Source organism: Pandoraea iniqua, assembly GCF_902459685.1.
GTDB lineage: Bacteria > Pseudomonadota > Gammaproteobacteria > Burkholderiales > Burkholderiaceae > Pandoraea > Pandoraea iniqua.
Window position 1 is genome coordinate 220,924 of record NZ_CABPSF010000005.1, and the last position, 12,158, is coordinate 233,081.

The window sequence follows — 12,158 nt, forward strand, 5'->3', positions numbered from 1 at the left end:
CGACCTCCTCGGTGAATTCAAGTCACGAATATTTGTACCGGAGACAGTCTAGTCCATATGTGTCGTTGAATTCATGATTAACACCTGTGTTGACATTGAATTCACCAATATGAAAATCGTCTCAAAATCCTCGACCAACGCGATGCTGGGCTTGGCGCTAACGATTGGCACAGCGGTTTCCTCTACGCAGGCCTGCGCTGCCGACGCAACTTGGATCACCACATGGACCGCCAGCCCGCAGCCCGTATGGGGCGCTGACTTCCTGTTTCCGACCAACATTCCCGCGACACTGCGTGATCAGACCGTACGTCAGGTGGCCCGCGTCAGTCTGGGCGGGAAGCGGGTACGCATCGTCTTGTCCAATGCGTACGGAAAGCAGCCGATCATCGTGGGGAAGGCCACGATCGCGTTGCCGGCGGCGGATGGGGATGGTGGACTGATCAACGACAGCCTGCGAATCACCACCTTCGGTGGGCACGAAACGGCCACGATCCTGCCCGGCGCATCGTTGGTCAGCGACCCCGTTGCGTTGTCCGTGCCCGCACTCGGACAGGTGACGGTGAGCGTGTATTTGCCGGAAAGCACACCAGTGACCACGTTCCACTGGGACGGCCGTCAGACCGGATGGATCGTTGCCGGCGACCAGACGACGGTGGCGACACCGCCTCCGTCAGGGCCGAAAACGGAAAGCACAACAGCGCGTACGCTGCTTAGCGGGGTACTCGTCGAAGCACCATCGACCACGCAAACGATTGCAGTCATCGGTGATTCCATCACGGATGGCGCGACCGCCAGCCTCGACAAGGACAGCCGGTGGCCCGATTTTCTGGCGGCTCGCTTGGCGCCGTACGGCGTGGGCGTTGTCAACGCCGGTATTTCGGGCGCTCGACTGTTGTCCGATGGTATGGGGGTGAACGCATTGGCGCGAATCGATCGCGACGTGCTCGCGCAGCCGGGTGTGAAGAGCGTCGTCGTCATGCTGGGCATCAACGACATCTCATGGCCGGGGACGGCCTTCGCGCCGACCAGCGCGCTACCGACACTGGAGGCCCTAACGTCGGGCTATCGCCAGCTGATCGCGCAGGCACATGCCCGAGGCATTCGCGTGATTGGCGCAACGCTCACGCCGTTTGAGGGCGCGTTGCCCGGCACGCCGCTTGATAACTACTACCAGCGGGAAAAGGATGCGTTACGTCAGCGCGTGAACGCGTGGATTCGTGACGGCGGCGCTTTCGATGCCGTCATCGATTTTGACGCAGCACTGCGCGACCCTGTGCATCCGTCCCGGATGAACGCACGGTTCGATTCCGGGGATCATCTGCATCCGGGTGACGAAGGCAATCGTGCGATGGCCGAGACCGTCGATATTGACGCCTTGCTGCCCGGTATCGGTCTCACACGCCAAGCATTGAGTTCCGACTCAGGTATTGTTCGGGAGTGACGGATGTGCCGTGTTTTAATCTCATCGGGGCACTCATTTAAGCGAAAATTCTCGCGATGAAGTTGCGCCTGATGACCGGGCAACATCGTTCGTTTCCCCTGAGTTCGAACGCAATGCCGCAGCACGGGGCCCCCAAGAGCAAAGCCATCATTTGGGAACACGCGATCCATGGATTACATCAATACGCCTCGCTCCTTCAAACAACCAGAGGCAATAGTGCAGCGACGAGGCATGCTGAACGAACCCCATATTGCCCCGTTAGTTTCCTATGTTGAGGGGCTTAGGGTCAAACAGCCAGAATGGGAATTTCAGGATTTTGATCCGGCAGATGGCGGCGTTGATGCCGATATGCTTTTTCTCTTGGAGAAACCTGGCCCGATGACTTCAATGTCAGGTAAGCGCATGGGGTCAGGCTTCATTTCTCGCAACAACGATGATCTGACGGCAGAAGCGTTGTTCCGCTTTATGAACGAAGCAAAGATCAGCAGAAAGAGAACGGTGCTGTGGAATGTCGTGCCCGGATGGAATAAAACCATCAAGGTCGGATCAACGGAATGGCGCGAAGGCCTTCAAGAGCTAAACAACCTTGTGGCGTTGCTGCCAAATCTGAAGACTGCGGTCTTAGTTGGGCGAAAGGCGGGGAGGGCTGAGAAGCTGATGGCGTCGCTGGACGTCAATATCTTCACTTCGGCTCATCCTTCCCCAAAAGTTCGCAGCATAAATCGGGCGATGTGGGATCGCATACCGGAGCAATGGGCGAATGCAGCGAATAGCTTGCTGCGCTCCAAGTGAATCTTCCCGCCAATACATGAGCTCCACGGCGGGCATTTTCGTACCGGCAGCCGTCTCGCTTACCCACCCGCCGCCAACGTCCGCAACAACATCGGCACCTTTTCCTTGCTCGTGACTTGCACGCGAGAAATCAGTGCGTGATCGACACGAGCAAGGCCATAGGTCCGCGAGATGTCGTTCTGCATCCGTTGCCAGAGATGGGTTGTCATTTCCGCGTCAACCATCGCCCGGTGAGCGCGTCCGGTTTGCGGCAGTTGCAGCATCGCTGCCAAGCTCGACAGCCGGTGATTCACTGCATTCGGATAAATCCGGCGCGCCGTCAGCATCGTGCACGCGAACGCGTGATTCGCCGGGGTGCCGAGCAACGCAAGCTCCGCCTGCCAGAACCGTTTGTCGAAGCCGGCATTGTGCGCAACGACAGGGCAGTTGCCCACGAACGCGACCGCTTCGCGCATGACCTTCGAGACGGGCGGCGCTGACGCGATCATGTCGTTCGTGATACCGGTGAGTGCCACCACGTCGGACGGAATGCGTCGTCCCGCGTTCATCAGGCTCTGATAGCGGTCGACAATCTGCCCGTCACGCCACAGCACCACGGCAATTTCGGTGGCCCGGTCACCCTGCGTGGGCGACAAGCCCGTCGTTTCGAAGTCAAGCACGGCAACAGTTTGCATACGTCTCTGAATCAAGAATTACTGAATTACTGAACTACTGAACTACAAATAACTTGGCGCTGGGGCTCGGCACTGGGTCGATCACCGGCATCAAATATTCATCAACGCCAACGTCGCCCGGGACAACTCAGAATCGGGCCGATTCAACTCGTTAACCACTTCGAAGTGGTTCGCGCCTCTCACCTGAAACACACCGGCAAGCCGCGCGCGACCCGCCAGTGCATCGGCAAGCTCCCGGTTCTGGCGTTTGAACTCCGGACTCTCCAGCGTCCCCCACGCCACCAGCGCCGGACAATTGGCCTTGTCCAGTTGCTTCATCGGGCTGAATTCAATCACCTGTGCCGGACTCAGCGTCACGTACTTCCCGCGCACCGACATGACGACCGGCGCAAGGTCGCCCATCCCGCTCATCACAACGCCACCCTTGAGCAGCTGTGCAGGCGCACCGTGCGCCTTCCAGTCAGTGGTGAGCATCACCGCCGTCAGATGACCGCCCGACGAATGCCCCGAAACATAAACGCGCTCAGGGTCGCCGCCGAAGCGCCGCGCATTGGCACCCACCCACGCCAGCGCCCGGCGACATTGATCGACCATACCGGGCAGCGTGTTCGCCGGCATGTTGTCGAAATTGATCGCGACATAGATCGCGCCAGCACCGACAAACGTCGGCGCCGGCCCGGAACTGTCGTCCTTGGAGAGCATCTGCCACGCGCCACCGTGGATGAACACCATGATGGGCAGATTGCGCGCACCCGGCGGGGCAAAGACGTCGAGATTTTCCGACGCCTTGCTGCCGTACGAATACGTGGTCGGCGGCAGCTTCTGACGCACGTCCTCGCTGGTCCGCGCGTAGCCGTCGATCACCTGCTTGGCATTGGGCGCCCACACGGTCTGCGTGTAGGCGTCGTCCAACTGCTTCTGTGTGTAATCGAGAAAGACCTTCTTATCTACGTCGTCCGCGTAGGCAATTCGGGACAGCGATGTGGCAGCCATGGCGCCTAACCCATAGCGGACGAACTGACGTCGATCGATCATGAAGGTCTCTTATCTAGCGCTCGGTGTGCGCCAGATTCTACCAAAGCCGTGCGCTCAGAAAGCTGTCATCGCCTTGCGCTCCTCCTCCGTAAGGATCGGGCCATCGAGCGTGACCTGAGAGTGATCGTCCCTGAACTTCGCAATGATAGGTTTGAGCTCCGCCTTAATGTGCTTTTCGCTATAGCCGTTAAACAGATGGCCCAGCAGACCGCGCCGCAAATCGCTGCTTCCCATATACCAGTCGGCAATCGGGAAGGTCAGGTTCATGTTGTATTTCATCATGATGCCCATGTTGTGATGGGCGGTGTGATGGCGGCGAATGGTGTTGATGAACGGCATATGGCGCACGAACCAGTTCTCGTGACAGTGGCAGCAATAGTGGAATGTCTCATAAATCACATACTGGCCGACCATCGTCAGGAAAACCATCCAGCCCGCATTCGTGTTCAGAATCAGCGAGGTCACGTAGCCAAAGACGCCGCCGCCTACGCCGAGCGTAATCAGCACGCGCCACGGAAAAAACACGATCCGGAATTCGCGCGTGGTGTCGATCGTCGACAACTGATCGGTGAAGTACTGGTGATGCTGGCGCGTATGGCGGTTGTAAATCTCGCGCAAGCCCCAGACATCCACTCGCCGGTGCATCACAAACCGGTGCATGAACCATTCGACGAAGTTGCCCGCCAAAAACACTGGCACGATCAACAACCATTCCCACGTGGGCTGCTGCAACCGGCTCACCGCGTAACTCACCGCACCAATGGCCACGATGTACATCACGACGATGTGCAGGAGGCCGTTATACATTGGGCTGATATCGGACTTGTACTGCTCTCTGAACTTCAATTGACGCTCTGTAATCACGGCGAGTCTCCTGCGTTTAAACGATGAAAAATGAACAAGTGCGCGACTAATGCGACACGTCCTCCAGCGATCGCCCCTTGGTTTCGACCCCGAGCAACAGCACGGCCAGTGCGGCGATGACGAAGGAGAGGGCGCCCATGGTGAACACGCCCGTCTGGCCCCACGTCGGCAGCAGCACACCGATGGCGAAGGGCCCGGCCAACGACCCGACGCGTCCGATGGAAGACGCGAAGCCGGAACCGGTGGCGCGCATGCGGGTGGGGTAGAGCTCGGGCGTGTAGGCGTACAGCACGGACCACATGCCGAAGAGGAAGAACTGCATCATGAGACCCGCCGCGATCAACTGCTCGATGGGCGCTTTGTGGCCCGCTGCCTGCCCATACAGATAGGCCGCCACGGCACTGCCCAGCAACATCAGTGCACACGTCGGCTTGCGTCCCCATTTCTCGAGCAACCATGCGGAAAAGAGGAAGCCCGGAATGCCGGCGAGCGAGATGTAGACGGTGTAGAGCACCGACTTGGTGATCTCGTAACCGGCCTGTTGCAGCAAGGCGCCGAGCCACGTCGTCAGCCCGTAGTAACCGAGCAGGGCGAAGAACCACGTGGTCCACAGCATGACCGTGCGTTTGGCATAGATGCCGCGCCAGATCTCGGCGAAGAGCGCTTTGCGGTCAGACTGAACGCGCGGCGCGCCTGCCGTGACGACCGGCTCGGGCAGCTTGCGCCCGTACGCTTTTTCCACCTTGGCTTCGATGAGGTTCATGACATCGGCCGCGTCTTTCATGCGCCCGGTGTCTTCGAGCCAGCGAGGCGATTCCGGCACCATGCGCCGGATGACGAACACGAACACCGCCGGGACGGCCAGCGCGATAAAGATGCCGCGCCAGCCGATCACGGGCAACATGAAGTAGGCGAACACGCCCGCGGCAATGAAGCCGATAGGCCAGAAGCCCTCCAGAATGGCCACGTACTTGCCACGGCTCTTGGCCGGCACGATCTCGGAGACCATCGACAGACCGATCGGGAACTCCATCCCCATGCCGAAGCCGAGCAGCACGCGGTACAGCATCAGCGAATCGACGTTGTGCGCGAAGCCGCACATCAGGCTGCCGACGCCCCAAAAGATCATGCTGATCTGGAAGATCGGTTTTCTGCCGAACTTGTCAGCCAGCAAGCCCGCCGTCGCGGCCCCCACGAACATCCCGAGGAAGCTGGAACTGGCGAGCAGCCCGGCTTGCGACGCGGACAAGCCGAATTCAGCCTTGATCGAACCCAGCACGAACGTCATCAATCCGAGATCCATCGAATCGAAAAACCAAGCCGTGGCGATGATCGAGAAAAGACTGCGCTGATAACGGGTCATCGGTAGCCGCTCAAGCCGGGCGACCACGTCAACACCTAGCCGCGACGCGGCTGCGGACATATTCATAGGGGTGTCTCCTCCAATACATGTTGCTGATAATCAACTAACATATTAGACATTGAGACGCAAAGCGGCCGGTGGTCCGGTCGTTGATGTGTAGTGTCTTTGCGAGGGCAGCCGTGAAAGCGCGAATCGAGTCGATTCGTCGCAATCAGGCGGCTGTCAGTCTCTCTGCCTTCTCGTCTCGAAGCGCTCCTTGCCATGCGTTATCGATGATTTCCGCATAGCCTGCTTCGATATTCCCAACGGGGAATGCTTTGGCCAGCCGAGTCACGCCGAGTGAATCGGAGAGCAGGTCGTTCAGTGATGCACGCGCGATGCCGAACGCGTTGAGATCGGTGGGGATACCCAACTTGCCGACGAGATCGCGCAGCAGGTGGGGCAACGCGCGAACCGCCTGCACGTCATCGGCGTCGTCGATGCCGAACATTCGGGCGACTTCGAGCAACTCGGTGTGGCGCGATTCGCGCAAGAGATCGATGGCATACGGCAGCACCACCGCGTTCGTGGCGCCGTGGGATTTGTGTGTGAGGGCTGCAACCCCGTAAGCAATGCCGTGGACCGCGTTGAGCCCCGCACTGCCGTACGACATCGCGGCATAGACGCTCGCGTAGCACATGCCGACGCGCGCCTCCACGTCGTTGCCATTCTCGTAGCAACGCAGCAGATACGCGGCCGCCAGCCGGATCGACTCACGGGCGAAGAGCATCGTGAGGCCGCTGCGGCCGCTGTAACCCGGGTCGGCGCTGCCGTTGCGATCGAACCGGCTGGAGTCGAGCGTGACGAACGATTCAAGCGCGTGCGTGAGGGCGTCGATGCCGGACTCGGCCGTGACCTTGGGCGGACAGGTGAACGTGAGTTCGGGGTCGACGGCGGCGATAACGGGGCGCAGGCGGTTGTCCATCACGGCCGTCTTGATGCCGGTCGCCGGGTCGAACAGGATGGTGCCCGGTGTGAGCTCCGAGCCGGTGCCCGCGGTGGTCGGCACGGAAATGTGATCGATGACCGGCGAGTCGCTTGTGACACCGGCGCCGAAGTCGCGAATGGGGCGCCCGTCAGGGAGCGTGACACACAGCGCCTTGGCCAGATCGATGTTGCTGCCGCCGCCCAGTGAAACGACATGGTCGGGGCGTTGACCGTCGAGTATGCGGCGCAGTTCAACGGTCGCTTGATCGCAGAGGTCGGTGGTGGGGTCCGGTTGGCCGCCAGCGTAGACATCCACGTGGACACCAAGGCGTTCGCATGCAGCTACGTAATCGTTCACCCAAGACGTTTTGTCGGCGAAGAAGCGGTCGGTGAGGAGCAGGCCTCGTCGGTAGCCAAGACTGTGCAGCAGTTGGGGAAGCTTGTGGCGATAACCCAGTTCGATGATGAGCCGGGAGGGCGCACAAAAGTGGATGCAGTCATCGATTCTCATGAATTTTCCTTTCGGTTGAACGGGGGCTGCGACGCCGCGCTGTGCCGGGACAGGAAGGCCCGCACGGCGGCACCGACGGCTTGCGTGTTCTGCGTCAGAAGGGAATGGCGAGCGCCGGGAATCACATGCAGCGTCGCGTCACGAATGCCCTCATGCATGCGGTGGGCGTGCGCGACCGGGCAGTCTTCATCGTCGCTGCCGTGAACGATGAGCGCGGGCATGGTGACGTGAGTCAGATGCGCGAGATGAGAGACGGGTTTGAGCGCCTGCCAAGTCCACGCCACAACCAGCGGGTGAGCTGCGCGCGTGAGTCCCAGACGACTCTCCCGCTGCCGGATCTCGTCGAGCAATGCGGTCTCTCCGGACGCCCCGAACCAATGCACTTCATTCAGTTGCGCGGTGCCCGACATCAGCATGACGGCCACCGGCGGCGCGTGTCGTGCTGTGCCATTCGCCAGTTGTGCCATCAGTTCGAAGATGACGGACACGCCCATGCTCCAGCCGGCCAGTACGTAGGGGCGAGTGCCGACCTCGTGCTCGATGACTCCGCCGACGAGCCGCGCGAACGCGTCGGCGCTGCATGCCGCTGGGGCGGCCGGAAATGCCGCGTCACCTCTGCCGGGCAGGTTCGGGAGAATGAACTCGAACGCGTCGCCAAGCGTGGTCGCCAGCGGCACCCACGATTCGTTCGTCCCCTGAATGCCATGCAGGGCGACTACTGGAAAGCCACCGGGCGTTCCTACGCGCCGAATCTCCATCGTAAGCCTTTTGTTTGAGTAATATATTAGTTGATGAATAATAGCACATCAGTTTGACCGGACAAGCGGCACGAACACCGGGAAAGCCCGGGTAGCGCAGGGGAGGGGCGTCGTGAGAGGGCGTCAGAAGCAAGTGATATACAATTAATATTTGCTCTGAGCCCTGACCCAATGGCGACAAAAAAAGCGACACCACGCAAGGAAAAATCAGAAGCCGTCACGCCGGAACAGCGCGTAGAGGCGATCCCTCGCGGTCACATGGTCGATCGTGCTTACGAGTGGATTGAAGAGGCAATCGTGACGCTGCGGCTCGCGCCCGGCTCGACGATGTCGGAGTTGCAGTTGAGCGAGATGACGGGCTTTGGCCGCACACCGATTCGCGAGGCCATTCAGCGGCTGGCCCGTGAACATCTGATCGTCGTGCTGCCACAGCGCGGGCTGCTCGTGCCGCCGATGGATGTGGGCAAGCAGTTGCGACTGTTGGAAACACGGCGCGAAGTCGAACGGCTGATCGCCAGAAGCGCCGCGAAGAAGGCCACTGCCGAACAACGCGAGCATTTCACGCGTCTGGCGAAGGAATTTAAGAGTTCTGCGCGCAGCGGCAAGGATGTGGAGTTTGTCCGCGCCGACCGCGAATTCAACGAGTTGTGTCTGGTCGCCGCACGCAACGAATTCGCCGAAGGTGCGATGCGGTTGCTGCACGGCCTGTCGCGCCGTTTCTGGTACTACCACTACAAGGAAGCGGCCGACTTGCCGACGATGGCGCGTCTGCACGCCGAAGTGGCCGAAGCGATTGCTGCCGGTGAAGTAAAGCGGGCGGGTGAAGCGCTCGACGCGCTGCTGGACAACATCGAGGAATTCACGCGTGCCACGGTGCTGGGTGACCGGGCATAGCGCATTTGCACATCGCGCGAACGTCAGCACGCCGCCTCATAAAGAAAGCCCCGCCATGACAAAACATGGCGGGGCTTTTTCATACGTGGGGGACGCTTACACCGAGCGGGTCAGTCCGCCATCTACACGAAGGTTTTGGCCGGTGATATAGCCGCCGCCTTCCGATGCGAGAAACGCCACCGTTGCGGCAATTTCTTCGGCCTTGCCGTAGCGCTGCATCGGCACGCTGTCGCGGCGTGTGTCTTGTTGCGGCAGGCTGTCGATCCAGCCGGGCAGGATGTTGTTCATGCGCACGTTGTCTTTCGCGTACTTGTCGGCAAACAGCTTCGTGAACGATGCGAGCCCCGCACGGAACACCGCCGACGTCGGGAACATGTCGCTCGGCTCGAAGGCCCATGCCGTCGAGATGTTGATGATCGCGCCCGCTTGCTGCTTCTGCATGATCGGCGTCACCAGCCGCGTCGGACGAATTACGTTCATCAGATACGTATCCATCCCGCGATGCCAGTCGTCGTCGCTGATCTCGAGAATCGGCGCACGCGGGCCATGCCCGGCGCTGTTGACCAGCACGTCGATGCGGCCCCAGCGCGAGACGGCGGCATCGACCAGTGCTTGCAGCGATTCAACCGACTGGTTCGAGCCCGTGACGCCCACACCGCCCAACTCGGCGGCCAGCGCCTCGCCCTTGCCGGACGACGACAGAATGCCGACCTTATAACCATCGGCTGCCAACCGGCGCGCCGCTGCGGCACCCATGCCGCTGCCGCCTGCCGTCACCAACGCCACTTTTTCTACAGTCATGCTGCTATCCTCCAGATGCGTCGGCTGCCGCCACCATGGCGCCCCGACTCTCGTGACTCGTGCAACGCTCGTCATTCACGGATGAAAGCGTAACATCCCACGCGCGGGTCGATGCACCAGATTTCAACGCTTGATCCAGTAGAAAAACTACACCATGTCCGAAGCTTTTGGCCGTCTTCCGTCACTTAACGCGTTGCGTGCGTTCGAGGCCGCGAGCCGGCATCTGAACTTCCGCATTGCCGCCGAGGAACTCGGTGTGACGCAGGGCGCGGTCGCCCAACAGATTCGCGGGCTGGAAGCCGAGCTCGGCATGAAGCTGTTCGAGCGCCATCCGCGCACACTCTCGCTCACGGAGAATGGTCGGCGCTATTCCGGCAGCGTGCGCCGTGCGTTCGAAGTGCTGACTGAAGCCACGCAGGCGTTGCGGCCGGAGCCGCTTCGGCTGACGATCAGCGTGACGCCGACGTTCGCGTCCAAATGGCTGATTCCGAGGCTTCCGGCGTTTCTCGCCACGCATCCCGACATTGACCTGCGCATTCTCGCGACCGACCGGTTGTCGCATTTCCAGGCCGACGCCGTCGACCTCGCCGTGCGCTACGGCCGCCCACCGTTCGGCGGTGGCGTGAGTGTGGAGTTGCTGTTCGAAGAAGTGCAGGTCGCCGTCGCCAGCCCGCAATTGCTCGCTACCGCTGGGCATCCCGGGCCAGCGGGCACGCTGCACGGCCATGCCTTGCTGCACGATGCCCACAACGCATGGCCGCAGTTCCTCGATCAGGCGATGCCGAAGTCGCTGCCCTCGGTCGCGAAGAACATCCGCTTCAATCAGACTGCACTCGCGATCGATGCCGCCGTCGCCGGTCAGGGGCTGGCGCTAGCGCATACGGACTTTGTCGCGCCGGACGTTGCCGCCGGGCGGCTGGTGCGCCTCTTCGACACCGAATTACGCACGGGGGCGGGCTTCTACATCGTGTCGCCGCGTCGTCAGCGTCACGCGGGGCAGGTGGCGAATGTGCGCGCTTGGCTTTTGCAGGAGACACGCTTCGCGGGTTAGGATTTCGCCAAACGCAATCGAACGTAATTGGAAACTCTCACTTGCCATGGCGTATCCCGATCTGAATTTGCTTCACGCGCTCGACATTCTGTTGGAAGAGGGGAGCGTCGTGGGCGCCGCCCGGCGTATGCATCTGAGCCCGCCGGCGATGAGCCGCACGCTCAGCCGTATCCGCGAAACACTGGGCGACCCGGTATTCGTGCAGGCCGGTCGCAAGCTGGTGCCGACACCACGTGCACTGGCGCTGCGTGAGCAGGTCCGTCTCGCCGTCGAGCAGGCAACACAAGTTCTCTCCCCGAGTGCCGAAGTCGATCTCAAGACGCTGGAGCGACGCTTCAACGTGCGCGCCAACGACATTTTCGTCGGCATGCATTCGGGCCGGTTGCTCGAAGCGATGTCTAGCGAGATGCCGCGCGCGATGCTGCGTTTCGCCCCCGAAGAGGACGACATCGACGACGAAGCGCTGCGCAGCGGGCGCATCGATCTTTTCATCAGCGCATCGCGCCAGCTCGGGCCGGAGATCCGGGTGCAGTCGCTGTTCACTACGCGCTTTGTGGGGATCGCGCGCGACGACCATCCGATCTTCGACGAGGACATTACGCCCGAGCGAATCACGCGCTGGGGGCATATCGGCGTATCGCGGCGAGGGAAATTCGCGGGGCCGATCGACACGGCGCTCGACGGACTCGGCCTTCGCCGTCATGTGGCGCTGGTGGTCTCGACCCCGTTCACGGCACTGTTCGCGCTGCAAGACTCGGACTTGTTGCTGGCGTTGCCGTCCGATCTTGCGCAGAGCGCGATCTCGGCGGGCATGCGCATTCGCGCATTCGATCTGCCGGTGCCGTTGGAGACGGTGGTGCTCACGCAGGCATGGCACCCGCGCTTTCAGGCGGACCCGGCGCATCAGTGGCTGCGCCGCACGATTCGCGAGCTGTGCGGGGATCTGCCGGCCGCCGCCTGAGAATCGTTGCGTCTGGCGCACTCATTAATTCCAATCAAGTCACTTTT

At 61.1% G+C, this 12,158-nt stretch carries 12 protein-coding genes; 5 read left to right on the forward strand and 7 right to left on the reverse strand.

Going from position 1 to position 12,158, the window contains the following annotated elements:
* The first annotated feature begins 109 nt into the window (after window positions 1-109).
* Both PIN31009_RS18650 and PIN31009_RS18655 read left to right on the forward strand, forming a co-directional pair.
* Window positions 110-1,441 carry an SGNH/GDSL hydrolase family protein gene (locus PIN31009_RS18650; protein WP_246185739.1) on the forward strand — a complete coding sequence of 444 codons (1,332 nt, stop codon included), beginning with the start codon at window positions 110-112 and terminating at the stop codon, window positions 1,439-1,441.
* A 168-nt stretch (window positions 1,442-1,609) separates the two neighbouring features.
* A complete protein-coding gene (locus PIN31009_RS18655) occupies window positions 1,610-2,233 on the forward strand; it encodes a uracil-DNA glycosylase (protein ID WP_150791239.1) in 624 nt (207 codons plus the stop codon).
* A gap of 59 nt (window positions 2,234-2,292) precedes the next feature.
* On the opposite strand, the gene PIN31009_RS18660 is transcribed toward PIN31009_RS18655, so the two are convergent.
* From PIN31009_RS18660 to PIN31009_RS18685, 6 genes are all read right to left on the reverse strand, one after another.
* Entirely contained in the window at window positions 2,293-2,907 is a 615-nt protein-coding gene (locus tag PIN31009_RS18660) for a 3'-5' exonuclease (protein WP_150791240.1), read from the reverse strand.
* A gap of 90 nt (window positions 2,908-2,997) precedes the next feature.
* Complete coding sequence (locus PIN31009_RS18665) at window positions 2,998-3,942, reverse strand: alpha/beta hydrolase (protein WP_217426811.1); 945 nt, start codon at window positions 3,940-3,942, stop codon at window positions 2,998-3,000.
* A gap of 54 nt (window positions 3,943-3,996) precedes the next feature.
* The gene (locus PIN31009_RS18670) at window positions 3,997-4,806 is read right to left on the reverse strand and encodes a fatty acid hydroxylase family protein (protein ID WP_150791241.1); all 810 of its coding nucleotides are present in this window, start codon (window positions 4,804-4,806) and stop codon (window positions 3,997-3,999) included.
* A gap of 46 nt (window positions 4,807-4,852) precedes the next feature.
* Complete coding sequence (locus PIN31009_RS18675; protein WP_150791242.1) at window positions 4,853-6,235, reverse strand: MFS transporter; 1,383 nt, start codon at window positions 6,233-6,235, stop codon at window positions 4,853-4,855.
* Window positions 6,236-6,380: 145 nt separating this feature from the next.
* Window positions 6,381-7,646 carry an iron-containing alcohol dehydrogenase gene (locus PIN31009_RS18680; RefSeq protein WP_150791243.1) on the reverse strand — a complete coding sequence of 422 codons (1,266 nt, stop codon included), beginning with the start codon at window positions 7,644-7,646 and terminating at the stop codon, window positions 6,381-6,383.
* Window positions 7,643-8,404 (reverse strand): alpha/beta fold hydrolase, encoded by a 762-nt coding sequence (locus tag PIN31009_RS18685; protein WP_150791244.1) that lies wholly within the window; start codon window positions 8,402-8,404, stop codon window positions 7,643-7,645. Before PIN31009_RS18685 ends, PIN31009_RS18680 begins: the two co-directional genes overlap by 4 nt.
* A 171-nt stretch (window positions 8,405-8,575) precedes the next feature.
* Here PIN31009_RS18685 and PIN31009_RS18690 point away from each other — a divergent pair, with 171 nt between their 5' ends.
* Window positions 8,576-9,298, forward strand: coding sequence for a GntR family transcriptional regulator (locus tag PIN31009_RS18690; RefSeq protein WP_425495499.1), 723 nt, complete (start codon window positions 8,576-8,578; stop codon window positions 9,296-9,298).
* Between the two features lie 96 nt (window positions 9,299-9,394).
* Here the strand turns inward: PIN31009_RS18690 and PIN31009_RS18695 are convergent, their stop codons facing one another.
* Window positions 9,395-10,099 carry an SDR family oxidoreductase gene (locus PIN31009_RS18695; protein WP_058378949.1) on the reverse strand — a complete coding sequence of 235 codons (705 nt, stop codon included), beginning with the start codon at window positions 10,097-10,099 and terminating at the stop codon, window positions 9,395-9,397.
* Between the two features lie 154 nt (window positions 10,100-10,253).
* Between PIN31009_RS18695 and gcvA the strand changes: the two genes are divergently transcribed.
* Both gcvA and PIN31009_RS18705 read left to right on the forward strand, forming a co-directional pair.
* Window positions 10,254-11,150: a transcriptional regulator GcvA gene (gene gcvA, locus PIN31009_RS18700; protein WP_150791245.1), complete on the forward strand. Its 897-nt coding sequence runs from the start codon at window positions 10,254-10,256 to the stop codon at window positions 11,148-11,150.
* 46 nt (window positions 11,151-11,196) lie between these two features.
* The gene (locus tag PIN31009_RS18705; protein WP_150791246.1) at window positions 11,197-12,111 is read left to right on the forward strand and encodes a LysR family transcriptional regulator; all 915 of its coding nucleotides are present in this window, start codon (window positions 11,197-11,199) and stop codon (window positions 12,109-12,111) included.
* The last annotated feature ends 47 nt before the right edge of the window (window positions 12,112-12,158 follow it).

Excerpts from the sequence above, each read along its gene's own strand:
- PIN31009_RS18650 (WP_246185739.1), top strand. The coding sequence starts at position 110 with ATGAAAATCGTCTCAAAATCCTCGACCAACGCGATGCTGGGCTTGGCG.
- PIN31009_RS18655 (WP_150791239.1), top strand. The coding sequence starts at position 1,610 with ATGGATTACATCAATACGCCTCGCTCCTTCAAACAACCAGAGGCAATA.
- PIN31009_RS18660 (WP_150791240.1), bottom strand. The coding sequence starts at position 2,907 with ATGCAAACTGTTGCCGTGCTTGACTTCGAAACGACGGGCTTGTCGCCC.
- PIN31009_RS18665 (WP_217426811.1), bottom strand. The coding sequence starts at position 3,942 with ATGATCGATCGACGTCAGTTCGTCCGCTATGGGTTAGGCGCCATGGCT.
- PIN31009_RS18675 (WP_150791242.1), bottom strand. The coding sequence starts at position 6,235 with ATGAATATGTCCGCAGCCGCGTCGCGGCTAGGTGTTGACGTGGTCGCC.
- PIN31009_RS18680 (WP_150791243.1), bottom strand. The coding sequence starts at position 7,646 with ATGAGAATCGATGACTGCATCCACTTTTGTGCGCCCTCCCGGCTCATC.
- PIN31009_RS18685 (WP_150791244.1), bottom strand. The coding sequence starts at position 8,404 with ATGGAGATTCGGCGCGTAGGAACGCCCGGTGGCTTTCCAGTAGTCGCC.
- PIN31009_RS18690 (WP_425495499.1), top strand. The coding sequence starts at position 8,576 with ATGGCGACAAAAAAAGCGACACCACGCAAGGAAAAATCAGAAGCCGTC.
- PIN31009_RS18695 (WP_058378949.1), bottom strand. The coding sequence starts at position 10,099 with ATGACTGTAGAAAAAGTGGCGTTGGTGACGGCAGGCGGCAGCGGCATG.
- gcvA (WP_150791245.1), top strand. The coding sequence starts at position 10,254 with ATGTCCGAAGCTTTTGGCCGTCTTCCGTCACTTAACGCGTTGCGTGCG.
- PIN31009_RS18705 (WP_150791246.1), top strand. The coding sequence starts at position 11,197 with ATGGCGTATCCCGATCTGAATTTGCTTCACGCGCTCGACATTCTGTTG.